Annotated in this window: 18 protein-coding genes and 7 tRNA genes; 6 read left to right on the plus strand and 19 right to left on the minus strand. The window is 46.3% G+C overall.

The annotated features are described in order from the left end of the window. Positions 1-272: 272 nt before the first annotated feature. Complete coding sequence (locus Q4Q54_RS10205; protein ID WP_311988388.1) at positions 273-1,874, plus strand: methyl-accepting chemotaxis protein; 1,602 nt, start codon at positions 273-275, stop codon at positions 1,872-1,874. A 187-nt stretch (positions 1,875-2,061) separates the two neighbouring features. Here the strand turns inward: Q4Q54_RS10205 and Q4Q54_RS10210 are convergent, their stop codons facing one another. Next, complete coding sequence (locus Q4Q54_RS10210) at positions 2,062-5,502, minus strand: PAS domain-containing hybrid sensor histidine kinase/response regulator (RefSeq protein ID WP_311898918.1); 3,441 nt, start codon at positions 5,500-5,502, stop codon at positions 2,062-2,064. A gap of 174 nt (positions 5,503-5,676) precedes the next feature. Here Q4Q54_RS10210 and acs point away from each other — a divergent pair, with 174 nt between their 5' ends. The 3 genes from acs (at position 5,677) to Q4Q54_RS10225 (ending at position 9,925) form a co-directional block, all read left to right on the plus strand. Then, positions 5,677-7,629, plus strand: coding sequence for an acetate--CoA ligase (acs, locus tag Q4Q54_RS10215; protein ID WP_006081261.1), 1,953 nt, complete (start codon positions 5,677-5,679; stop codon positions 7,627-7,629). A gap of 220 nt (positions 7,630-7,849) precedes the next feature. Then, the gene (locus tag Q4Q54_RS10220) at positions 7,850-9,604 is read left to right on the plus strand and encodes a DEAD/DEAH box helicase family protein (RefSeq protein WP_311988389.1); all 1,755 of its coding nucleotides are present in this window, start codon (positions 7,850-7,852) and stop codon (positions 9,602-9,604) included. A 60-nt stretch (positions 9,605-9,664) separates the two neighbouring features. Continuing rightward, entirely contained in the window at positions 9,665-9,925 is a 261-nt protein-coding gene (locus Q4Q54_RS10225) for a GrxA family glutaredoxin (RefSeq protein ID WP_006081259.1), read from the plus strand. A 79-nt stretch (positions 9,926-10,004) separates the two neighbouring features. Here the strand turns inward: Q4Q54_RS10225 and Q4Q54_RS10230 are convergent, their stop codons facing one another. The 17 genes from Q4Q54_RS10230 to motY form a co-directional block, all read right to left on the minus strand. Further along, the gene (locus tag Q4Q54_RS10230; RefSeq protein ID WP_311988390.1) at positions 10,005-11,168 is read right to left on the minus strand and encodes a DcaP family trimeric outer membrane transporter; all 1,164 of its coding nucleotides are present in this window, start codon (positions 11,166-11,168) and stop codon (positions 10,005-10,007) included. Positions 11,169-11,407: 239 nt separating this feature from the next. Then, positions 11,408-11,483 (minus strand) — tRNA-Lys (locus Q4Q54_RS10235). Positions 11,484-11,521: 38 nt separating this feature from the next. Continuing rightward, a tRNA-Lys gene (locus Q4Q54_RS10240) sits at positions 11,522-11,597 on the minus strand. 166 nt (positions 11,598-11,763) lie between these two features. Further along, positions 11,764-11,839, minus strand: a tRNA-Lys gene (locus Q4Q54_RS10245). A 188-nt stretch (positions 11,840-12,027) separates the two neighbouring features. Next, positions 12,028-12,103, minus strand: a tRNA-Lys gene (locus Q4Q54_RS10250). Positions 12,104-12,163: 60 nt separating this feature from the next. Continuing rightward, a tRNA-Lys gene (locus Q4Q54_RS10255) sits at positions 12,164-12,239 on the minus strand. 38 nt (positions 12,240-12,277) lie between these two features. Continuing rightward, a tRNA-Lys gene (locus tag Q4Q54_RS10260) sits at positions 12,278-12,353 on the minus strand. Between the two features lie 58 nt (positions 12,354-12,411). Next, positions 12,412-12,487 (minus strand) — tRNA-Lys (locus Q4Q54_RS10265). Positions 12,488-12,629: 142 nt separating this feature from the next. After that, entirely contained in the window at positions 12,630-13,379 is a 750-nt protein-coding gene (gene ybgF / locus Q4Q54_RS10270; protein ID WP_311891965.1) for a tol-pal system protein YbgF, read from the minus strand. Between the two features lie 24 nt (positions 13,380-13,403). Then, a complete protein-coding gene (gene pal / locus Q4Q54_RS10275; RefSeq protein ID WP_006081256.1) occupies positions 13,404-13,940 on the minus strand; it encodes a peptidoglycan-associated lipoprotein Pal in 537 nt (178 codons plus the stop codon). Between the two features lie 46 nt (positions 13,941-13,986). Next, on the minus strand, positions 13,987-15,315 hold the full coding sequence (gene tolB / locus Q4Q54_RS10280; protein WP_006081255.1) for a Tol-Pal system beta propeller repeat protein TolB: 1,329 nt from the start codon (positions 15,313-15,315) through the stop codon (positions 13,987-13,989). A gap of 13 nt (positions 15,316-15,328) precedes the next feature. Next, positions 15,329-16,339 carry a cell envelope integrity protein TolA gene (gene tolA / locus Q4Q54_RS10285; RefSeq protein WP_311988391.1) on the minus strand — a complete coding sequence of 337 codons (1,011 nt, stop codon included), beginning with the start codon at positions 16,337-16,339 and terminating at the stop codon, positions 15,329-15,331. Beyond that, entirely contained in the window at positions 16,340-16,774 is a 435-nt protein-coding gene (gene tolR, locus Q4Q54_RS10290) for a protein TolR (RefSeq protein WP_006081253.1), read from the minus strand. It abuts the gene before it with no gap. Beyond that, positions 16,774-17,460 carry a protein TolQ gene (gene tolQ / locus Q4Q54_RS10295; RefSeq protein WP_006081252.1) on the minus strand — a complete coding sequence of 229 codons (687 nt, stop codon included), beginning with the start codon at positions 17,458-17,460 and terminating at the stop codon, positions 16,774-16,776. The genes tolR and tolQ overlap by 1 nt, the downstream gene beginning before the upstream one ends. Continuing rightward, complete coding sequence (gene ybgC, locus Q4Q54_RS10300; protein WP_006081251.1) at positions 17,450-17,851, minus strand: tol-pal system-associated acyl-CoA thioesterase; 402 nt, start codon at positions 17,849-17,851, stop codon at positions 17,450-17,452. The genes tolQ and ybgC overlap by 11 nt, the downstream gene beginning before the upstream one ends. A 171-nt stretch (positions 17,852-18,022) precedes the next feature. After that, the gene (locus tag Q4Q54_RS10305; protein ID WP_311988392.1) at positions 18,023-20,206 is read right to left on the minus strand and encodes a prolyl oligopeptidase family serine peptidase; all 2,184 of its coding nucleotides are present in this window, start codon (positions 20,204-20,206) and stop codon (positions 18,023-18,025) included. A gap of 831 nt (positions 20,207-21,037) precedes the next feature. Continuing rightward, positions 21,038-21,907 carry a flagellar protein MotY gene (motY, locus tag Q4Q54_RS10310; protein WP_063883092.1) on the minus strand — a complete coding sequence of 290 codons (870 nt, stop codon included), beginning with the start codon at positions 21,905-21,907 and terminating at the stop codon, positions 21,038-21,040. Between the two features lie 141 nt (positions 21,908-22,048). On the opposite strand from motY, the gene rnt reads away from it, so the two are divergent. Further along, positions 22,049-22,720 carry a ribonuclease T gene (rnt, locus tag Q4Q54_RS10315; protein ID WP_006081248.1) on the plus strand — a complete coding sequence of 224 codons (672 nt, stop codon included), beginning with the start codon at positions 22,049-22,051 and terminating at the stop codon, positions 22,718-22,720. 100 nt (positions 22,721-22,820) lie between these two features. Here the strand turns inward: rnt and Q4Q54_RS10320 are convergent, their stop codons facing one another. Beyond that, positions 22,821-23,426: a peroxiredoxin C gene (locus tag Q4Q54_RS10320; RefSeq protein WP_006081247.1), complete on the minus strand. Its 606-nt coding sequence runs from the start codon at positions 23,424-23,426 to the stop codon at positions 22,821-22,823. Positions 23,427-23,814: 388 nt separating this feature from the next. On the opposite strand from Q4Q54_RS10320, the gene Q4Q54_RS10325 reads away from it, so the two are divergent. Beyond that, positions 23,815-25,134, plus strand: a complete 1,320-nt coding sequence (locus Q4Q54_RS10325) for a Na+/H+ antiporter family protein (protein ID WP_311988393.1) — start codon at positions 23,815-23,817, stop codon at positions 25,132-25,134. Positions 25,135-25,168 lie beyond the last annotated feature (34 nt).

The following is a 25,168-nucleotide window of genomic DNA, read 5'->3' on the forward strand; positions in this document are numbered from 1 at the left end:
AGCGGTGTTAAGTCACTCGGCAGTCTTACCCAGAATACAAACCTCGCATCCTCTCGATAGCTAAAAGCGCTAAGATTGCAATTGCAACATTGCTCACAATTTCCATTAAAACTCCGCAATTTAGCCCATTAATTTAATCTAGCAACTGGACATTTTTCCAAAGCCAGCAATGCTTATATCGCTAATGTTTTCCCGCACATCTTTCGCCAATATCCGCCAACAAATTGAGCTGAGGAATGGCTTAAATATCAACACCAAGACATGGAGATCATATGTTCAAACTCGCTGACATAGCCGTCAATCGCAAACTCGCATTACAGCTCATCATTGCCCTCGCAGGCGCCTTAATTTTACTCGTTATTTCTGTTACCGCTTTAAAGCATAATCTGATGATGGAGCGTGAAGCACGGCTTAATGCCGTATTGTCCCTCGCCAGCAGCCGCATTCAGGCGTTATCCCAATCACTGCCCTTAGAGCAAGCACAGCAGGCCGCTAAGGACATGTTGAACGACATGCGCTTTGATGGTGATAACTACTTGTTTGTGATTGATGAATCGAGGCGCGTCATCGTCCATCCCATCAAAAGAGAATTGGTTGGGCAACAGATGGGCAATCAAGGCGAAGAAAATTATTGGTACAAAATGGTCGAACTCGGCCGTGATGGCAAACAAGGCCTAGTCGAATACCGCTGGATGACTGCTAATGGCAAATCGGCGCAAAAAATCTCACTCGTCATGGGATTTAAACCTTGGGGCTGGATCTTAGGCTCAGGTATGTTACTCCAAGATATCGAAGCCACCATTTGGCATGAATACCTCACCATGGGTGGTATTACATTTGTCATTATTGTGCTTATGGCTTGGCTAGGTTATGCCATTAGCCGCTCTATTACTCGGCCATTGGATGATGTGAATCAGGCGATGCTCGCTATCACTAAGGGGGATTTAACTACGCAATTAAAGGTCTATGGTAAAGACGAGCTTGGCTCTTTAGCCCGCAACATCAACCAAAGCATTGGCTCGATTCGTAGCACCTTACAGGAAGCGAGTCATAGCGCTGATCATGTTGCCCAGGCCTCGGCTCGCATCGCCTCAACCGCAGAGGAAACTAATCAAGCAGTAAATAATCAGCGGGATCAACTTGCCCAGCTTGCCACCGCTATGAATGAAATGAGCGCCACTATCGCTGATGTGGCAAACAATGCAGAGAGCACAGCCAAAGATACCAAAGAAGCCACCTGGGAAGCTGGCCTTGGCGACCAAGATGTTCACGCCAGCGTGGACGGAATCCATGCCCTCGCCAAAGAAGTGGAGCAAGCGACGGATCAAGTGAACATGCTTAAAGAGGAAGTCATGCAGATCAGCGAAGTGACCTCAGTGATCAGCGCAATTTCAGATCAAACTAACTTACTCGCACTGAATGCCGCCATTGAAGCCGCCCGCGCAGGTGAGCAAGGACGAGGGTTTGCAGTGGTCGCCGATGAAGTGAGACAACTCGCCAGTCGCACCAGACAATCAACCGAAGAAATTCAGAACACGATTTCATTATTGCAACAACGGGCTGTGAGCGCCGCTAAGGCAATGGATGCAAGCCGTGCACTGGCAGAAAACAGTGTAAGTCAATCGGCAAAAGCGGGAAGTGATTTATCGCTTATCGTAGCTCACATCAAACATGTGAGCGACATGGCGACCCATATCGCTACCGCCGCAGAAGAACAAAGTGTGGTCGCTGAAGACATGAACAGAAACGTGTGCGGGATTAATAACTCAGCGCTCGAAGTTTCTGAATCGGCAACCTATCTCGCCCAAGAAAGTGAAAGTTTGGCGGAGTTATCACTGAATTTAAACGGCAAACTCGCCGTTTTCAAACTCTGATCATTCACTTGATTAGGGATGAACTAAAGAACGATGACAAACCTTTAGCCAACCAAACTTTTAGCCCTGTGTTTAGTCCAGATAGTCCGCATAGCAACTGCGCGGGTTATCTAGACTTTCGATTAACGTACCGACTCCACTAAACTCATGTTTCTAATCTGATTTGACTAAGCTGTTCAGACTAAGCTCATTTCACTAAGCTAGAAATCAATGCACGCAGCGCGGCAGGTTTTATCATTTTCGCCATATAGTGATAGCCGCGGCGTTGCACATCTTCAACCAGCTCTTTGCGGGTATTGGCGGTGATCAAAATACCGGGTAAGTCTTTGCCATACAGGGCACGAATACCGTCCATCGCATCAACGCCATTTTGGCCATCATCTAAGTGATAATCGGCGAGCACAATATCGGGCGCGACGCCTTTCAGCCCCAGCTTAATGCGTGCATCGGATAAATCTTTGGCGCAAATAACCTCACATTGCCAACGACTTAATAGACTTTCTAAGCCAGCCAGAATCGCCTCTTCGTTATCGATACACAGCACTTTGATACCCGATAACGGCTGCAGCAGCGATGGCAACGCCTTCACTTGCGGCTGACGTACAGTCTCCCCGAGCGGCACACAAATGGAGAATACCGAGCCGCGCCCTAAATGGGACGAGACTTGAATACCGTGTTCCAGCACTTTACTGATGCGATCGGCAATGGCTAAACCTAAGCCTAATCCGCTGACATTGTTGCTCTTAGGATTATTCAGCCGTTTGAATTCTTTGAAAATCTCTTGGGTTTCTTTTTCATCGATACCACAACCCGTGTCCAATACTTGGATCTCAAGGTAATGACCGCGATGGCGACAACCAAACAAGACTCTGCCGCCACGGGCGTAACGGTAGGCATTGGTTAAAAAATTTTGTAAGACACGCCGTAATAGCGAAGGATCAGAATTAACAGTCGCACTGCATGGGATCATCTTAAAACGGATTTGGTTGTCCGCCGCCATCGCTTCAAATTCAACGGATAAACCGTTGATTAGTTCAGAAATAGCAAAGTCACGACGATTAACATCTACCATGCCAGAATCGAGTTTAGAGATATCCAGCAGATCGGTAAGCAACTCGCCGGCGATCTTAAGCGAGCTGTTCACATGGGATAAGGTGGTTCTGGCCTCGCGATCGAGATTAGGATACTGAGATAAAGATGCGGTAAATAACCGCGCAGCATTAAGCGGCTGCATTAAATCATGGCCAACAGCGGCCAAGAAGCGACTTTTAGAGGCGTTGGCGATTTCTTCCTGCGCCTTAGCTTCCAGTAACTCACTGTTCAACATGGCTAATTCATAGGTACGCTCGTTAACGCGACTTTCTAAGGTTTCATTGGCCTCGAGCAGTGCGCGCTCCTGCTCGCGATACTGAGTAATATCGGTAAAGGTCATCACAAAGCCACCGTCTGGCATGGGATTACCTTGAATTTTAATCACTTTACCGTCTCTGCGATGGCGCTCAGAAGTGTGTGGCGTGCCATTACGCATATGCTGTACCCGCTGGGCGACCTGCTGTTCAATTTCCCCTTCACCGCAATAACCCCGCGACGCATTAAAACGGATCACTTCGCTGATGGGCATACCCTGCTGCAAGAATCCATCGGGATATTGGTACAACTCCACATACTTATAATTCCAAGCCACGAGATTGAGATCATTATCTATCACGCTCATGCCTTCATAGGCATGCTCAATCGCGCCGCGCAGCATGTCTTGGCTGAGCATAATTTTCGATGACGCTTCATCCACTAGACTGAACACTTCATCCAGCGCCAAATCACGCCCTTGCAGCACAGAATCCATCACCAGCGCTGCGCTTGAGGCGCCAAGTACGCCCGCTAATAAACGTTCTGTGTGGAAAATCAGCTCAGGCGGCGCTGCTTTATGCCAGCTATCACTTTTTACCGCATCAATCGAAAAACGGCTAAAGCTTTCATAGGCGCGTGTTGGGCTGACGAATCGACTGGCGAGAATGAGTAAGTCCTGCTGTGAAATCGGGCCATTTTTCTTATTGGCACTGTTCTTCAATTTGCCAGGGCTCACAAAAGCACTGGCCTGAATACGCTCAGCCACACCCGCCCTAAACCAAATCGATCCCAAAATATAACAGGCGATATTGGCAAAAAGTGCCGTCAGAGCATCACGCACATTGGGCGTTATCGAATCTAGCAAGCCTATCTCACCCGTGACTCCCGATACTAACGCTGATGAACTTTGCACATCTGTCATGCCCTGCAACATAATGTAAAACCACAACGTAAAGCCCACGCCGAGCCCTAAAAATACCCCAGCACGATTACCGTGCTTCCAATAAAGTCCGCCCACTAAGGCAGGCGCTAACTGAGCAAAAGCGCCAAAGGACAACATGCCGAGATGGGATAAGGAATCACTGTCCGCTAAGGCCAGATAACTGCCATAACCTAAGCCAAGAATGATCACGATCGCCAAACGGCGGGCATTGAGTAGTAGCTGCGAGAACTGACTGAAGTTTTTCTCGCGGATATGGCCCGTCCGCAGCATCACGGGCACTAGCCATTCGTTACTCACCATCACACTAATGGTCACCACAGCCACTATCACCATGCCGGTTGCCGCCGAAAGTGTGCCCAGCAGCGCAATCACAGCCAGCAAAGGTTGGTCTAAGGCGAGTGGCAAATTAATCACATAGGTATCGGCCGACACTGAATCGCCGAGGATGATCTTCCCAGCTAATGCGAGCGGTCCAACGAATAAACCAAAAAGTGCTAAATAGATGGGAAATAACCAACGTCCCTTTGACAACACTGACTCATCGGCGCATTCCACCACCATCACATGGAACTGCCTTGGCATACACAAAAACGCCGCCATTCCGACGAGTAACTCAGGCATTAAAGCTTCGATACGAGGATTAGGATAATTGATCAACGACTGCGCATTCGCCTGCTGCCAAATATCCCCAAAACCATCGAACACCCCAAAACTAATGACGACGCCGACCAATAAAAATGCGGCGAGTTTCACCAGAGACTCAAAGGCAATCGCGAGCATCATGCCGGGATTATGCTCGGTGGCATCGAGTTTGCGGGTACCAAATAAAATGGCAAATATGGCTAATAAAGACGTGATCAGTAACGGAATCGTCACGCCATCGAGGGGATCGTCCGCGGGTTGAAACAGGTTAAGGCTGAACACCATCGCCTTAAGCTGCAGGGCGATATAGGGCATGATGCCAAACAAGGCTATTAAGGTGACTAAGGCGGCTAAGGTTTGGGATTTGCCGTATCGGGCGGCAATAAAGTCGGCCACTGAGGTGATATTTTGTGCCTTAGACACTAATACCATCTTGCGTAACATGCCAAAACCTAAGGTGAAAATCAGAATGGGGCCGATAAAAATGGGTAAAAAAGACCAGAGATCCTTAGCCGATTGACCAACTGTGCCTAAAAAACTCCACGAAGAGCAGTAAACCGCTAAGCTCAGGCCATAAATCCCGACCTGTAGCTTTTTGGTGATCCGGCTAAACCAACGCTCCGCCCCCCACGCTAATAGGAATAAAAGCGAGACATAACAGACGGCAATAACGGCGACGACTAAGGTTAAATTCATACTTTGCTCTTTTTTCTGATTATTGTGCGATAAAACCTGTCTAAAATCTAGCCGGATTTTTAATGCAACAGACTAAATATAAAGGAAAATTTAAAACTAGACCAAGGTCTAATGGAGTTGCCGCCCCCTTGCATACCATACTCAGTCCACGCAATTTTTCAAAAGGGAAGCCCTATGAGCTCGCAGTCTCTCTACAAAGTCTCCGGCAATATCGCTGCCAATGCACTTGTAAACAACGATAAATATAAAACAATGTACCAAGAGTCGATTGTCAATCCTGAAGGTTTTTGGAGAGAACACGGCAAGCGTATTGATTGGATAAAACCCTATACTAAAATAAAAAAAACCTCTTTTGATGATCATAACTTATCGATCAACTGGTTTTACGACGGCACCCTAAATGCTTCTGCCAACTGTTTAGATCGTCACTTAGCCGAGCACAGTGATCGCGTGGCGATTATTTGGGAAGGCGACAACGCCAGCGAACAACGTAAAATCACCTACGGTGAATTACATGCAGAGGTGTGTAAATTCGCTAACGCATTACGCAGCCAAGGCGTGCGCCGTGGTGACATAGTCACGATTTACATGCCTATGGTGCCAGAAGCCGCTGTGGCTATGCTCGCCTGTGCCCGTATCGGCGCTGTGCACTCTGTGGTCTTCGGTGGTTTCTCACCGGATTCTATCGCCTCTCGCGTAATTGACGGCAAATCAAAAGTCATTATTACCTCAGATGAAGGTATGCGCGGTGGCCGTGCTATCCCATTGAAACGCAACATCGATGATGCCTTGAAAAACCCTGATGTCACTACCGTTGAAAAAGTTATCGTGCTTAAACGCACGGGCGGCAAAGTGGATTGGGTAGAAGGCCGAGATGTGTGGTGGCATTCACTGATGGAAACTGCATCTGAATACTGTCAACCAGAGGAAATGGACGCCGAAGCGCCGTTATTCCTGCTGTATACCTCAGGTTCAACCGGTAATCCCAAGGGCGTATTGCACACCACTGGTGGCTACATGGTTTATGCGTCTATGACCCATGAATATGTGTTCGACTACAAAGCGGGCGAAGTGTACTGGTGTACCGCCGATGTGGGTTGGATCACAGGCCACTCTTATATGGTTTACGGCCCACTCGCCAATGGTGCGACTGTGCTCATCCATGAAGGTGTACCAAATCATCCAAGCCCTGCCCGTTTAGGCGAAATGATTGACCGCCATAAGGTAAACATTCTTTACACTGCGCCAACCTTAATTCGCGCACTGATGGCCGAAGGTAAACAACACTTCGATAAGTTCGATGGTAGCAGCCTGAGGATTATGGGCTCGGTAGGCGAACCTATCAACCCAGAAGCGTGGCGTTGGTACCATGAGGTCATAGGTCATGAACATTGCCCTATCGTCGATACTTGGTGGCAAACTGAAACTGGCGGAATTTTGATCACGCCGCTACCAGGTGCGACCGACACTAAACCAGGCTCAGCGACCCGTCCGTTCTTTGGCGTTCAACCCGCCTTAGTGGATAACATGGGGAATATTTTAGAAGGTGAGAACGAAGGTAACTTAGTGTTACTCGACTCTTGGCCGGGCCAAATGCGGACTGTCTATGGCGACCACGAACGATTTGTATTGACCTACTTTAAAACCTTCCGTGGCATGTATTTTACCGGTGACGGTGCCCGCCGCGATGAAGATGGTTACTACTGGATCACTGGCCGCGTCGATGACGTAATCAACGTATCCGGCCACAGATTAGGTACTGCAGAGGTCGAAAGTGCGCTGGTATCACATGAGCTGGTTGCAGAAGCTGCAGTAGTTGGCTACCCACATGATATTAAAGGCCAAGGTATTTATGCGTATGTCACGCTAACCCGCGGCACTGAAGAAACCGAAGAGCTACGACAAGAGCTGCGTCAATGGGTCCGTAAAGAAATTGGTGCGCTGGCAACTCCAGATCTCATCCAATGGGCGACGGGCTTACCTAAGACACGTTCGGGCAAGATCATGCGCCGCTTCCTGCGTAAGATTGCCGCTAACGAAGTGACCAATTTAGGGGATGCATCAACCTTGGCCGATCCAGCTGTGATCGAAACCTTGATTGAATCACGCTTGAATCGTACTGAGTAATATCCGAGTTACGAACAATGTCCACAACGCTTAGTCTATGCCCAATAGGCTAAGCGTAACCTGAACCTCCCTTTTTAAACCTCAGGTTAAAAGTGAACCCTGTTGAGAGAGTGTGTGATTGCTCCTTTCTCTAGCTTGCCCCTCCAACCAGGGGCATTTTTTTTGCCTGTTATGTTAAGCTTGCGACCTCACTTTTATTCAGCATAGATTTTTTATCAGCGTGTCAGTCAAACTCAGAGACTATCAACAGCAAGCGGTTAATGCCGCCATCGCCCATTTTAGGCAAAGCCAAGCTTCCGCCGTACTCGTATTGCCCACAGGCGCCGGCAAAAGCATAGTGATCGCCGAATTGGCGCGCATCGCCAAAGGCAGGGTCTTAGTGCTCACCCACGTGAAAGAATTAGTCGCGCAAAATGCTGAGAAAGTCGGCCTACTCACGGCACAAGCCAGTATCTATGCGGCGGGACTCAATCAAAAAGCCACTGAGGGGAAAACCGTCGTCGCCAGCATTCAATCGGCGGCGCGGGGGTTAACCCAGTTCGATCAGCCGTTCTCATTAGTGATTATTGATGAATGCCACAGAGTCAGCCTTGAGAAAACCAGCCAGTATCAACAAGTACTCAATCATTTACGCACGAAAAATCCCCAATTAAGATTGCTCGGCCTCACCGCCACGCCCTATCGCCTTGGCACTGGCTGGATTTACCAGCAGCACTATCACGGCAAAGTGGGGTCTCCCGAACATGCTGTGTTCGAACATTGTGTGTTCGAGCTGCCCATCAGGCCACTCATTAAACAAGGTTACCTCACAGCGCCAACCCTGTTTGATGGCTTAAGTGCCCAGTACGATTTCAGCCAACTGAAAGCCAACGAGAATGGTGAATATGCCGAAGCCGAGGTTAACGATTTACTGGGGCATTACGGCCGCGCGACCACCGCGATAGTGAAACAGCTCATTGAACTGGGCCAACATAGAAAAGGCATAATCATCTTCGCGGCAACGGTGCGCCACGCCAATGAGATTTTTGGCCTACTCAACCAAGCTCATGCTGCACAGAGCGCCATTATCACGGCACAAACGCACGACAATGAACGAGATGCGACGATTGAACGCTTTAAAGCCCAAGAGCTTAAGTTTTTGGTCAACGTGGCTGTGTTGACGACAGGCTTCGACGCGCCCCATGTGGATTTGATTGCAATTTTGCGCCCTACCGCCTCAGTCAGTCTGTTTCAACAAATGATCGGCCGTGGATTGCGAATCGCTGAAGGTAAAAAAGATTGTCTTATCATCGACTACGCTGCCAATGGTTATGACTTGTATTTTCCTGAGGTTGGCCAAGCGAAACCCAACAGTAAATCGGTACCCGTGCAAGTGCATTGCCCTGTGTGCGATTTTGCCAATATATTCTGGGGACTCACGGACGACGATGGCGACATTATCGAACACTTTGGTCGCCGTTGTCAGGGCATTGTCGAACAGCAAGGTAAAAAGCTGCAGTGCGACTTTCGATTTAGATCAAAATCTTGCCCTGATTGCGGTGAAGAGAACGATATCGCCGCGCGCATTTGCCAGCACTGCCAATCGACCCTCATCGATCCCGATAAACGCCTGCGTCAAGTGCTCAGCCAGCAGCACCATCATTTGTTCCGCTGCCAGCATATGAGCCTCATCGACGAAGACGGCAATCTAAAAGTGCAATACCTCGATATCGACGGCAATGAATTCAATCGCCGCTTTAAATTGCAAACGCCGGCCCAGTGGCGAGCCCTATATGCCTTATTCATCTTTCCCCATAGCCGAACGCCGGGATTAAAACCAAAAAAGTACACCAAGGTGACAGAGTTAATCAGCGACGCGGATAAATTCCGCATGCCCGATCTCTTGCTACTGAAGAAACATAAAAAAGGCTGGGATCTGCTCGAAAGCTATTTTGATTATCAAGGCCGCTATCAAACTGAAAATAAACGCGGCTGACATTATCAATTCACTTAGGCCTATGGTATAAAACGACTAAAGTAATCCTAAGGAGCTATTATGTTCGTTGTTATTTTTGGCCGTCCAGGCTGTCCTTATTGCGTTCGTGCTGTGCAATTATCTGAGCAACTCGTTGAAAAACGTGATGACTTTAAGTTCAGATATGTCGATATCCACGCAGAAGGCATCTCTAAAGCAGATTTAGAGAAAACTGTCGGTAAGCCAGTTGAAACCGTACCGCAGATTTTTGTCGATGAAAAACACGTTGGTGGCTGCACGGATTTCGAACAATATGTTCGCGAAAACAATCTGTTAGATTAAGCACTGCACATATGTGACCCGCTTAATGCAAAAGGAGACCTAAGGTCTCCTTTTTAGTTTTTATCGCAAGCAAGTAAGATTAGAGCACATACTTAGCCGAGAACATAATGCGGCTCAAATCACCATCATCGCCATTTTCTTTACTGTTCTTGGCGTACATATACTCGACCCCAAAAGTCAGCGGTTTGCTTGGCGAGTAAAGTAAATTGATATAGCCAGAATAAGCATCCTTATTCACGCCTGAACTGGTTAAAGCCACATCGTTATCCGCTTGCATGCCTGACAAGGTTACACTGCTGCGCCACTGCTCATTCCACCAATGACGGTAAGACACAAATCCACCTAAAGTACGAATCGACTCTATATCACCGTTAGCATCTAGCACGCCTGCATTAATGTAATTGAGTGCCATATAACGACCTAAGCCTTCACCATAGGTGGCCGTGAAGCGAAGATCATCTTTGCCGACCGGAATAATGCCCGCCACACTCGCGCCATATCCTAGGGCTGAGCTATCAATCTGAGTTGCACCTACCTTAGTTTCTAAATTTAACTGACGGGCAATACCCGCAAAGGAGAACGCAGCACCGCCGTCTGTTTTGAGGTTATACCGCGCGATAACATCGGGGATTACCCCGCTACCACTGGTAATGCGGGCACCGCCTTGATTTGGCGTGACTGTGGTTTCAGGATTTTCGATCGCGAATTGGAAATTACCTTGGGTATAGCGCAATAGCGTTTGGCGTGCGAACGGAGTTCCGTCGGCAGCACCAACAAAATCGAGATTCTCAGGTAATGCCGCAGCATTTTGGAAGGTGGTCCACGTTTGACCTACGGTCCAATTGTCATAGGAGACAAATGCATGGCGAATACGAGGTGAATAGCTGTTGGAAGTGCGTTCATTACCATCGGTGTGGGTCATAAAATCGAGTTCAATAAAGCCAGAAAGTTTATGACCATCAACATCAGTCGTCGCTTTGAAATTAAAACGCGTTTCGCGAGCTTGAAAATCCACGACTTGATTGCCATTACCTTCTTTGCCATAAATAGTGCCTGGAACATAAAACTGCCTAGAAATATCGCCCGAATCCGGTGCGCCATTGCCATAATCACTGAACATAATGTCAGCTTTGATATAACCGCCAAACTCAACATCCGTATCTTTTAGTGATGCCGCATTGGCCGAACTTGCTAATGCCAATAATATTGCACTACCCATCAAGCTTAGTTTTGCTTGTTTCATTTTTTGTCTTTCCCCAATTGTTATTATTTATCCGCAACCAATATGGACAAATTAACAAGTGAGAAACATTGGCAATAGGTCTATGAGACAAAAGTAGAAAATGTCAGGATTAATAATATGTTAGGAAAACATTTGAAACGAAATAAGTAACACGAAGGTATTAAATCTAGTACTGGGAATTGAAGTTTAACTTGGTAAATTTAGTGGGTAACTTGAGAGAGATAAAGCGGGGTAATAAGTGGTGGGTCGTGAAGGATTCGAACCTTCGACCAATTGGTTAAAAGCCAACTGCTCTACCGACTGAGCTAACGACCCATCTAGGTATTGCGCTGATTTATGCACTTTCAGTAAAGTGGTGGGTCGTGAAGGATTCGAACCTTCGACCAATTGGTTAAAAGCCAACTGCTCTACCGACTGAGCTAACGACCCATCTAGGTATTGCGCTGATTTATGCACTTTCAGTAAAGTGGTGTCTCGTAAAGGATTAGAACCATTCGACTGATTGGTTAAAAGCCAACTGCCCTAGCTTTATAAAAAAAGCGACTGAGCTAACGACCCATCTGGTGTTGCGCTGATTTATGCACTTTCAGTAAAGTGGTGGGTCGTGAAGGATTCGAACCTTCGACCAATTGGTTAAAAGCCAACTGCTCTACCGACTGAGCTAACGACCCATCTGGTGTTGCGCTGAATTATGCACTTTCAGTAAAGTGGTGTCTCGTGAAGGATTAGAACCATTCGACTGATTGGTTAAAAGCCAACTGCCCTAGCTTTATAAAAAAAGCGACTGAGCTAACGACCCATCTAGATATTGCGATAAAACTACTCACTTATTTTAAGCATTCACAATGCCAATAATAAGTGGTGGGTCGTGAAGGATTCGAACCTTCGACCAATTGGTTAAAAGCCAACTGCTCTACCGACTGAGCTAACGACCCATCTTGGTATTGCGGTATAACTGTCCACTTATTTATTGCATTTATCATGCTGAAAATAAGTGGTGGGTCGTGAAGGATTCGAACCTTCGACCAATTGGTTAAAAGCCAACTGCTCTACCGACTGAGCTAACGACCCATATAGGTATTACGCTGATTTATGCACTTTCAGTAAAGTGGTGGGTCGTGAAGGATTCGAACCTTCGACCAATTGGTTAAAAGCCAACTGCTCTACCGACTGAGCTAACGACCCATTGTACTACTGACTACCTCGTTAAATACCACTAACTTATTCTATTTATTAGAGTAAGTGGTGGGTCGTGAAGGATTCGAACCTTCGACCAATTGGTTAAAAGCCAACTGCTCTACCGACTGAGCTAACGACCCATTTACTGGTATTTTACGCCCCGAACGACCTCGCCGCTCTGAGGGCGCCTATAATACCTTTTTCATCTTCTCATGCAAGCGCAAATTCCCAATTTTTTGTCGTTTGCATGAAAAACAGACTAAGAGTATGTTTTTTGGTTAATTACACTTTAATTGCAGCCAGTTGCTGCTGTGCAATGCGTGCTGCTGCGCTGTTTGCGTAATCTTTGACGACTTGTTGGTAGTATTGCGTCGCCCCAGCCTTGTCACCGGTTTTCTCGGCGATCATGCCAAGCTTCACTAAACTGTCACCGCGTTTATTAGAATCACTAAAACGGTCAACCACAGTTTTGAAGGCTTGTTTGGCTTCTGCAAACTCGCTCTTATTAAATAACAGCTGTCCTAACCAATAGTTAGCATTCGCGGCATACACAGAATCTGGGTATTGTTTGATAAAAGCACGGAAGGCAGGAATCGCATCATCATACTTACGCTCTTTCAAGACTAAGTTAACCGCACTCTCATAGCTTGCTGTTTCACTTAAACTACTTGAAGCAGCATTCGTCGCGGCGACTGAGGGTGTGGATGTCGCGGCTGCGGCTGCTGGAGCGGCAGATGCCTTTGAGGATAAATTAGCAAGTTCATCATATAACTGACGCTGACGCTGTTGCATCTGCTCAATCTGATAATTCTGTTGTTCGGTTAAACCACGTAAATCGAGTACTTCCTGCTGCAGTGTATCAAGACGGCGCTGCATATCGAGCTCGCTTTGTTGTCTTGATTTTACAATACGTTCTATGCGAGCAAGTCTGTCATCACCCGAACCACCAGCAATATCTTCCACAGGAGCAGGGGCTGCAACTGCAGCACCCGCACCAAGGAACATTGCCGTAATTAAGACGGCACGTTTCATTGTGTTACTCTCCGAGATTCAATCTTAGTAAACTAAAACTGCACGACGGTTTTTGCCAAAACCTTCATCAGTGCGAGAAAAATCAAGTGGTTTTTCTTCGCCATAGCTGACTACGCTCATTTGGCTTGGCTGTACGCCCATACCTTGTAGGTATTTAGCAACGGCTTTAGCACGACGCTCGCCCAGAGCAATGTTGTACTCAGGCGTGCCACGCTCATCCGCATGACCTTCAATCAGTACGCGCACACTTGGGTGCTCAACTAAGTAAGTGCCATGGGCTTCTAATATTGCGGCGAAATCAGTTTGAACTTCACTGCGGTCAAAGTCGAAGTAAATGATGTGTTGCTTTCTCAAGTCTTCTAACTGCTGACGTTGTTGCTCTTCAGCAGACAACATTGCGCCTACACCACCAGTTTGAATGCCACCACCATTCAGCTCACTACCTGAACCGTTTGTTGAGCCCATTGCATCAGTTTCTGATTCTGAAGTTGAGCTACATGCACTAAGAGCCATAATTGGAAGTGCTACCAACATAGCTTTTAACAACTTATTCAGATCCATTACGTGTTCCTTATAAAATTAAATGTGATTAAATCAAGGTATAACATTAGAGAAACGGTGACCAAGAAGGTGATTTCACCTCACCTTGACCTGCCGGTAATCTTGCTTTAAAACGTCCATCCGTAGAAACAGCTGCTAATACTTGCTTGCCTTGGTATGTAGTGCCATAGATCACCATAGTACCATTAGGGGCCACACTTGGAGATTCATCCAAACGTGTCGATGTCAGCACCTGCATAAAACGCGTACTTAAATCCATACGCGCAATATTAAATTTACCGTTCGTGCGATTAACAAAAATCATACTGCGACCATCAGGGGTAATTGAACCACCGAGGTTCCATTCACCTTCAAAGGTCTCGCGACTGACTTTACCTGAGCTCAACTCTACGCGATAAATCTGTGGTCTACCACCGCGCTCTGATGTAAAAATCAGCGACTTTCCATCAGGATACCATGATGGCTCAGTATCGATAGCATAGTGATTGGTAATACGCTTAATCGCTTTAGTTGCAATATCTATGATGTAAATTTCAGGCTGACCGTCTTTAGATAAAGTCACAGCCAAAGATTTTCCATCGGGTGAGAACGCAGGCGCACCGTTAATACCAGGAAAAGAGCTCACTTTAGTGCGCACTTGGGTATAAAGGTCTTGCACGAAGATCTCCGCTTTTTTGTTTTCAAAGCTTACGTACGCTAGACGACGACCATCGGGTGACCAAGTCGGTGACATCAACGGCTCTGGCGAGCGCAGTAACATTTGCTCATTGACGCCATCATAATCAGCAACCATCAATTGATATGGGGCTTTTTGAGTATGATTGACCACAACATAGGAGATCCGCGTTAAGAATGCGCCGCGAATACCGGTTAACTTTTCATAGACGATATCGCTGATCCTGTGTCCATATTGGCGAAATTGCGCCGCTGAAATCACAGTTTGACGGCTGTCCATCAAAAATTCTGTTGCACTAACTGGGCCTTTCAAAGCTTGGTTTTGGGCTTTGACTAAATCAATTAAATCAAAGCTCACCAAATATTGATCGGTACCATAAGGTTTAACGGTGCCTAGCACTAACGCTTCGGCGCCAACACTTGACCAAGAATTAGCTTGAAACTGTGCCACAGTGCCAATATTACGCTGAGGCAGTCCAAGTTCGTCTAAAGGTTTAAACGTACCGCTACGTACTAAGTCTGACATCACTACATCCGCAATCGCTTGCGGCGCGGCGCCAGGACCTTGCCAAACAAAAGGCATCACAGCGATAGGACGCGCAGCGTCAACACCTTCTGTGATCACAATATCCAATGCCGCTTTTGCGGGGGTGGTGCAAAGCAGAACCGCCAATGCTAACCATTTTGCCAATATTTTCATGGGACTCCTTTAATTAAAACGTTGGTTCAACGATTAAGTTAATTTCTTTCATCAAGTTATAAACCGCAGGGTCCGGAGACACTGGCAATTTACCCGCCTTCAAAATCGCTGCTTTTGCTGCACGACAAACATTTGGATCACCGCCTTTAGTTTGACTGCTGATCACAAAACCATCATTTGCTAATCGTACAGAGACAGTACAAGTCTTGCCACGCATAGATTCATCCACCACCAAATTTCGTTGGATAGTCGATTTAATCATTGCCTGATACTTACCCACTTCACTCTGCATCTGCTTATTCATGGTTTGCGACAATGCCGCCTGCTCCGCCGCTAATGCATCGGCCATTTCCTGCTCCTGCTGGGCGCGGGCTTTGGCTTCAGCATCCGCTTTGGCCTTAGCATCTGCTTTCGCTTTAGCTTCGGCCTTGGCTTTCGCATCTGCATCAGCCTTGGCTTTTTCAGCTTTGGCCTTAGCTTCCGCCTCCTTCAGCTTACGGTCACTTTCCGCTTTCGCTGCTGCGGCTTCTTCCACTTTGCGTTTTTCTGCTGCTTTTTGCGCGGCATCTTCGGCGACTTTACGCTCCTGCTCTTTCAGCTTACGGTCGGCTTCGGCTTTAACTGCCTTTTCCTTTTCCTGCTGCTGTTTCACTTGGGCTAGCTTGGTCGCTTCATTGGCCTTTTGGGTTTCAATTTCTTGCTGCTTACGTTCTTGCTCTAACTGTTTAATCTGAGCCTGTTCACGTTCGCGCGCTTGCTTCGCTTCTTGCGCTTTGCGCTCAAGCTCAGCTTGACGTTCTTGCTCACGGCGCTCTGCATCACGCTTTTCTTGCTTAAGTTTCTCAACTTGATTAGCGACTTTTTGCTGATCAACCATCACGGCTTTAACCGCTGGCGCACTAACTTGTTGCATAGGCTCAGGTTTGTGAGAGAAATCGATCCCCAACGCCAGAATAATTATCACGCCAATATGAATACCCGCTGAAATTGACAGAGGTAATGTTACATCTGACTTATCTGCCACCTATTTCTCCTTGGGTGAATCCGTCATCAAACCGACTGATGGCACGCCAGCACCTTGCAAGGTCACCATCAACTGAATCACTTTATCGTAAGGAATATTTCTATCGGCCTTAACCACCACTGGACGCTCAGGCTCTGTCACCATAAGCGCAGCAACTTCCGTCGCGAGCTCTTCCAAGTCCATCGGTACGTTGGTCGAACCGCCTTTATTCAGATAATAATCACCATCACCGTCAATCGAAGCCACCACAGGTGGCTTACTGTCAGCAGGTAAAACTTCCGCGGCCCCTTGAGGCAGCTCCACTTTTACCCCTTGGGTGACTATGGGCGCTGTTACCATAAAAATAATTAACAGCACGAGCATCACGTCGATATAGGGCACCACGTTGATTTCGGCAACGGGGCGACGACGTTTGCGCTGATAAGCTGGTTGCATTATGCCCCTTCCTTCTCACTGTATGCTTGGCGATGCAAAATGCTGGAGAACTCTTCCATAAAGTTTGCGTAGGCCATTTCCAATTTATCGACTTGAGTCGAGAAACGGTTGTACGCAATAACCGCAGGTATAGCAGCAAATAGACCCATAGCCGTTGCAATCAAGGCTTCAGCAATACCGGGGGCAACCATAGCTAAGGTCGCGTTTTCCATCGAACCAATGGCGATAAATGAATTCATAATCCCCCATACCGTACCAAATAAACCGATATAAGGGCTAGTCGAACCAATGGTCGCTAATAAGGGTAAGTTTGCTTCTAACTTTTCCATTTCGCGAGAAAGTGTCACACGCATCGCACGTGATGTACCGTCCATCACAGCATCAGGCACTTTGCTATTTAATTTATTCAGGCGTGAATATTCCTTAAAGCCAGTCACAAATAATGACTCTAAACCGCTATTATCTGGACGAGTCGATAATTCTTTATATAAACGGTTTAAATCAACGCCTGACCAAAATTTGTCTTCAAACTTCGCCGATTTACTTTTTGCGGATGTCAGTAAGCTACGGCGTTGTAAAATCACCGTCCAAGACATCACTGACAAGCAAAGTAAGGTGAACATAACAAATTTCACTAATAAACTGGCTTGTAAAAATAACCCAACAATCGACATATCAGCTTGCACTGTCAAACTCCTGCACAATATTTAAGGGAATAGCTCGGGGACGCATTCGTGACAGCGCAACACAAACAACCAGCACTGTGCCTTCACAATAACAGTCTCCCTGTTTATCGACCAAGCGTTGATGAAAGATCAACGAGGCCTTTTTCAACTCTATGACCTTAGTTTCAACAATAAGGTTCTGTTCAAAACGTGCCGCTTTGCGAAAATCTAATTCCGCACGCTTTACCACAAAGGCGGTATCGTCGGCTAACAGCGCAGTCTGACTCACGCCAAGGGCTTTTAGCCACTCGGTTCTCGCCCGCTCAAAAAAGTTGAGATAGTTCGAATGATAGACAACGCCGCCAGCGTCGGTGTCTTCGTAATAGACTGAAATAGGCCAATGAAACATCATTTGAAAATAAGCAAATTTTGGTTGAAAAATTGACGCTTACTATACCTAGGGAAACAAGACTTGTGAATGACCCGACGAAGATATAGATAGGAATAGCGCGGGTTTCAGATGAATAGGGGCAATTGTAAAAGACAATGGGGTCAAAGGACCCCATTTTATTAACATAGTTAGTTATTTTGCGATAGTTTGTGGCAGGGTTAGGCCAAAACTCTGCCATAAGAAACTGTAGATATCGGCAAATTCATCAATCTTCATCGCCGTCGGTTTACCCGCTCCGTGACCCGCATTAGACTCGATACGCATAATCACAGGTTCAGTGCCTTGTTGCTTATCCTGCAACATGGCCGCGAACTTAAAACTGTGTAATGGCACGACGCGATCATCATGATCGGCAGTCATCACCATAGTCGCTGGGTAAGCTTGCGCTTTCACATTGTGATAAGGCGAATAAGCCAATAGCGCTGGGAATTGATCTGCTTTATCGGCACTGCCATATTCACTCGTCCAAGCCCAACCGATAGTGAACTTATGGAAGCGCAGCATATCCAGAACGCCCACAGCAGGTAATACCGCAGCAAAGAGTTCAGGGCGTTGAGTTACCGCAGCGCCCATCAACAGACCACCGTTACTGCGGCCATAGGCACCTAACTTAGTGCTATTAGTGTATTTTTCACTCACTAGATATTCAGCGGCGGCAAAATAGTCATCAAACACATTTTGCTTTTTATCGAACATCCCCGCTTGATGCCAGCTTTCGCCGTATTCAGCGCCGCCACGTAAACTCGGCACAGCGTAAATACCGCCCATATCTAACCAAGCAATGTTGGCCGGACTAAAGCGTGGTGTCATCGAAATGGCAAAGCCACCATAGGCATACAGTAATGTTGGGTTTTGAGCGTTCTTCACTAAGCCTTTTTTGTAGGACAGCATCATAGGCACACGCGTGCCGTCTTTGCTGCGATAAAACACTTGCTCCGAAACATAGTCATCGGGATTAAACGATACTTTAGGTTTGGCAATTACGCTTGATTCAGCGGTTTTAAAGTCAAATTTATAGGTGGTCTCAGGTTGAATATAACTATTAAACACATAATAGAAATAGTCTTTGCTTGCTTTGCCAAAAGGCCCAGCCACATTGCCTTGGCCAGGTAATGCTACGTCTTGGCGCTTCTGCCCACCCATGCTGTAAATCGATAATTGACCTAATACATCGTGTAAATAACTCACCACTAAATGGTCATTAATTATGGCGACGTTATTAATGGGATCTGTAGACTCAGGAATAATGGTTTGCCATTGGGATTTATCGCTATTGCGGGTATCAATCGCAATCACTTTACCGTTAGGCGCATCTAAGTCGGTTTTAAAATAAAATACTGAACCATCATTACCGAGAAACTCATATTCAGCTTCTAAGTTGAGGATCAATTCCACCACTTGTGATTTAGGCTCAAATAAGGATTTATAGAAGAAACGATTACGCTTATCCGTACCTTGAGAAATCGACAGTAATAAGTATTCGCCTTTCTCGGATACCTCAATACCAAAGCCCCAATCTTTATTCTGTGGGCGCTCGTAAATCAATAAATCTTGGCGCTGATCTGTGCCTAATTTATGGTAATACACTTTTTGGTTGAAATTGACGTCGGCTAAGACATCTCCACCCGCTGGGGCATCATAGCGAGCATAAAACAAACCTTGGTTTTCTTTATCCCAGACTGCGCTAGAAAATTTAATCCATTTCAATTCATCGGCAAGTTTCTTACCGGTTGCGATATCAACAAATTGCCATTGCTGCCAATCTGAGCCCGAATTTGACACGCCATAGGCTAAAATTTTACCGTCATTACTTACTGCAACACCTGATAGTGCCACAGTGCCATCCGCAGACAGTTTGTTTGGATCGAGAACTGGCTTTTCAACGCCATCTAACCCTTTGACATACAAAACAGATTGCGCCTGCAGGCCATCATTACGGTAGTAAAATTGATTGTCGCCATTCTCAAATGGGGCTGATATTTTTTCGTAATTCCACAACTCAGTAATGCGATCGACCACAGCTTGTTTATTGGGGATCTTGGCTAAATAGGCTTGACCGAAGGCTTGTTGTTCTTTAACCCAAGCTTCCGTTTCTGGCGTATTGGCTTCTAAATGGCGGTAAGGGTCCGCCACGGCAACACCGTGAATGGTTTCGACGAGGTCATCTTTTTGAGTCACAGGATAAACCAATTTATTTGCGCTTGCCTGCTCAGTCGAATTTTGTTCAGGTGCATTGCCACTTTGGCAGGCACCGAGTGCCATTCCCAATGTGGCCACTAACAAACCTTGCTTTGCAAGGCGAAATCTTAATGCCATCTTGTTATCGTCCTTCTTGTGGTTTCGGGCTTAAGGCCTTTTCAGCAAGTACTATACAAGCAAAAAAAATCATGGCAATGCCGTAACTTAATAAGAAGATTTTTAGGTTATATCGCAGATTTAACAAAATGGCAGCAAGGATAAGCTTATTGAAGTGTATTATTATGCACTAATAGTGATTTATAAGTTATTAATCAAGGTAAATAGTGACTTAAGTGATATAGATCACCTTTGCATTCATTAGAATTACTAATGTTTATGGGCAATTTTTCTCGTTTGTTTTACCGCCGAGTTCACCATAGAATGTGCTTGTTTTCAGGAGATACCTGCTTGCAGATATCGAAAACAAAGAACTTTTAAACTGGTGTGTTCCCAACACTTCAGTTTCTTCCCTGGTTCTTATGCTTGACTTCCTTCCTTCAATTTGTTGATTGCAAATGCATTATTTTTGCGGCCCGCTTAGTTTAAGCGGGCTTTTTTTTATCCATTTCAAACACCATCCTACTTACGACGATATCAGGCTTTATGCCGCTATCACTATTCATGCCCTAGTCTCACTTTAGTTTTATTTGCAGCTTAACGATTACCGGCTCACGAACATCACAAATAAGAAAAACTCATAATCCCATTTAAAGCTCGCTGATACTGCAAAGGTTGAGGTTGAGGTTGAGGTTGAGGTTGAGGTTGAGGTTGAGGTTGAGCGAAATACTGCCAAGCTATCCAAAAATAACCACCTCCGCATCTATAAATGACAATGCCAAGTCAGTGACTTGGCATTGGATTGGGCTTAACTATATTGATGTGGCACAGGTTAAACACTGCACAAATACACTACAAAGGCTTACTGATCCGTATCACAACGCGGCGGTTACGTGCCCTTTCGTCCATATCATCGTTCGAAGCCACATGACGGCGCTCACCATGCCCTACAGTAACGATACGGTCTTGCGGAATACCGCTGGCAACAAAGAAATCTTTTACCGACTCCGCCCGTTTATCCGAGACTTTTTGGTTAACTGAACGACCACCGTAACTGTCGGTATACGCATCAACCAGCACTAACTCCACCAAAGGATCATAGGCTAAGTATTCTTGAACCCGAGACAGTTGCTGCTGGGAGAAACGAGTTAAATCGGTTCCGCCTTCATCATAGTTCAGCACAGTAAATGCGATATCTTCAAAGCTATAGGGCAACAGGTGCGCTAGACAAGCTTTGAACTCGCTGTATTTACGGCCAAAATTAACCGATGACAAACCCACAGCAATCTTATTTGACTCGTTATACCAATCAGCATAGTAAAACGTCGGTTCCATCCCGCGACTCAACTCAGCCAACATAGACCAAGCAGCACGTTTAGGCACCTCACCATTAAAGTACTTTTGATAATGCAGTGATGTGATCTCTTTTGAGACCACTCCCGGCCGCCACTGCGGCGCGCGACTAATTAACTTAGCTTGCGTGACTTGATCCGGTTTTACCCACATGTCTAAGGTAAAATTCATATTTTGCTGCTTACCCGCTTCGCTGGTAAAAATCGCTTTACCGTAGGAAGGGATATCGTGCTCGAGGCGACAAACGATGGGAGAATTCTCGCTCACTCGCCATTGGGAATCACTTAAAGAGGCGACATAATGGCGCAACTCTGCCGTTGCAGTTGCTGGAACGCATAAAATTGATACTAATATCAGTTTTCGCCACATAGCCTTTACTCATGTTTGATCGGTTACATGGCTTTATCGGCAAACTATTTAGTTCCTTTAGCTCATAAAACCATCAATCAAGCATGACACACCCCAACACATTTAGCATAATAGCGCCCTGTGAATTTTCTAGAGTACTTTATGAGTGACATTTGCGACGCGAACAAATTGAAATACCGATTTCGAGGCTACTTTCCCGTAGTCATTGATGTCGAAACTGCGGGCTTCAACTCTCAAACCGATGCGTTGCTAGAAATTGCCGTCACCCTACTGAAAATGGACAATGAAGGCGTGATAGGAATCGACAAAACCCTACACTTCCACATTGAGCCCTTTGAAGGCGCAAATTTAGAACCCGAAGCGTTAGCATTCAACGGCATTGATCCCACTAATCCGTTACGCGGAGCTGTGAGCGAGAAAGAAGCCTTTTTAGAAATCTTTAAAGCGGTGAAAAAAGCCCAAAAAGCCTCTGACTGCCATCGCAGTATCATAGTGGCGCATAATGCCGCTTTTGATCATGGTTTTGTGAGTAAGGCGATTGAACGTTGCGACTTAAAACGCTCGCCGTTTCATCCTTTTGCGACTTTCGATACTGCTACACTCGCCGGACTTGCCATTGGTCATACCGTACTTGCCAAAGCATGCATCATGGCGGGCATTCCCTTCGATAATAAAGAAGCCCATTCTGCGCTATATGATACTGAACGTACCGCAGAGCTTTTTTGTCACATAGTGAATCGTTGGAAATCATTAGGCGGCTGGCCGTTACTGGCCGTGGATGAGCAGGATGCACAAAGCGGTACTGAGGCATAAATTTAGCGGTTCACACTAGATCTTAAGCCATTTAAAAACAAAAAAGCTGCCATTGGCAGCTTTTTTCATTTAACAGACAACTGTGATTAACAAGTACTAATTACAGTGAGCTTGCGTTTTCAGACAGGTAAGCAGCAACACCTTCAGTGCTTGCATTCATACCTTTATCGCCTTTTTCCCAGCCAGCAGGACATACATCGCCGTGCTCTTCATGGAATTGCAGTGCGTCGATCATACGTAGCATTTCATCAACGTTACGGCCTAATGGCAGATCGTTAACAACTTGGTGACGAACCATGCCTTCTTTGTCGATCAGGAATGAACCACGGAAAGCTACACCCGCTTCTGGATGCTCAACATCGTATGCTTTACAGATTTCATGTTTAACGTCAGCCACTAACGTGTACTTAACTTGGCCAATACCGCCTTTTTCAACTGGGGTGTTGCGCCATGCGTTGTGAGTGAACTGAGAATCGATAGACACACCGATCACTTCCACGCCACGCTTAGTGAACTCTTCCATGCGGTGATCAAATGCGATCAACTCTGATGGACAAACGAAAGTGAAGTCAAGTGGATAGAAGAATACGACTGCTGGTTTGCCTTTGATGGCAGCAGTTAAGTTGAAGCTATCAACGATTTCGCCAGAACCTAATACAGCTGCAGCAGTAAAATCAGGAGCCTGACGGCCTACTAATACGCTCATTTTATATCTCCATCTATGAGTTGAACTAAGTGTAAGGCAAGATGCCCTTTCGCCAGTATGCTCTCCTCAACCTAGGTCGAGTTAAATCCTTACTGATTAAAAGGTGTTCTTACCAATCAAATCTTTAGGCATTATAAGTCGTGTGCTGTGCCTTACAACCTATTTAAGACCAATATCACATTTTTCAAGGGCATTTCCGTTTTGCCTGACTAAGGATAGAGCAATCTGCGTATCCTGTGTGCGCAGTAATCCACATTCGGCTAACAGACAAAACCCAGCATGATCACATTTTCAGATATTTTTCAGATAAGCCCTCGGCAAACTGGACATCCACAGCCTTTGCAGTCAAAAATAGCGTCTTTGGCTTAAAGAATTAAGAAAATTGACTATGAATGCAGTCGTTATTGCAGTGTGCTTAATGTTGGCACTCAGTTTAGCTAGGGTGAATGTGGTTATCGCCCTCACCGTGAGCGCTCTTGTGGCGGGACTTGTGGGCGGAATGGATCTGCACCAAACCATAGATGCCTTTAATACTGGCTTAGGTGGCGGCGCGCAAATTGCGCTCAGTTATGCATTATTAGGAGCCTTTGCTGTTGCACTCTCACACTCAGGTTTAACCACACTGATCTCAAGAAGCATCATCAGTAGTCTTGGGCAAGATCCTAATCCAACCAACACTAACTGGGTTCGCTGGTTACTGCTGCTATCGCTCCTCGTCATGTCGATGGCGTCACAGAATATTTTACCTATTCATATCGCCTTCATTCCGATTTTAGTGCCGCCTCTGTTGCATGTGATAACCAAACTGAAGATTGACCGTCGTTTAGTCGCCTGTGTTTTGACCTTTGGTCTCGTCACTACCTATATGATTTTACCGATTGGATTTGGTGGCATTTTCTTAAATGACATTCTGCTTTCCAACTTAACCAGTAATGGCTTAGCGGCTGTACGTGAGCAAATTCCACCAGCCATGTTAATTCCAGCGGCGGGCATGATAGTTGGTTTACTGACAGCTGTGTTTATCAGTTACCGTAAACCTCGGATCTACGATGAGGCCAAAGTGCTGGTTGCAGAGCCAGAAGAAACTCTCAACAAACGCAATATTATCATTGCCGCAGTGGCGATATTAGCCACCTTAGTGGTGCAACTTGAAACCGATTCGATGATTTTTGGCGCCTTAGTCGGCTTCATGATTTTCAGTTTCTCGGGCGCCTTAAAGCATGTCGCCGACCAAGATATTTTCAATCAAGGCGTGCGCATGATGGCCAACATCGGCTTTATCATGATTTCTGCCGCAGGTTTTGCCGCCGTAGTGAAAGAAACCGGTGAAGTGGGCACGCTTGTGGCTTCGCTTAGCGACATCATTGGTGATAATAAAGCCCTCGCCGCCTTCTTGATGCTGCTAGTGGGTCTACTGATCACTATGGGGATCGGCTCGTCTTTCTCCACCATTCCTATTATCGCGACCATTTATGTGCCTTTGGCGTTAAGTTTTGGTTTTTCAGTGGCGGCGACAATTGCGTTAGTCGGCACCGCCGCAGCGCTGGGTGATGCGGGCTCGCCAGCATCGGATTCCACCTTAGGGCCTACTGCGGGTTTGAATGCCGATGGGCAACACGACCACATTCGTGACAGCGTGATCCCGACCTTCATCCACTACAATATTCCACTGTTAGTGTTTGGCTGGATTGCGGCCATGGTGTTGTAAACACGATTGAATAGATTGAATAGATTGAATAGAT

The sequence above is a fragment of the Shewanella sp. SP2S2-4 genome, from assembly GCF_031932025.1.
GTDB lineage: Bacteria > Pseudomonadota > Gammaproteobacteria > Enterobacterales > Shewanellaceae > Shewanella > Shewanella baltica.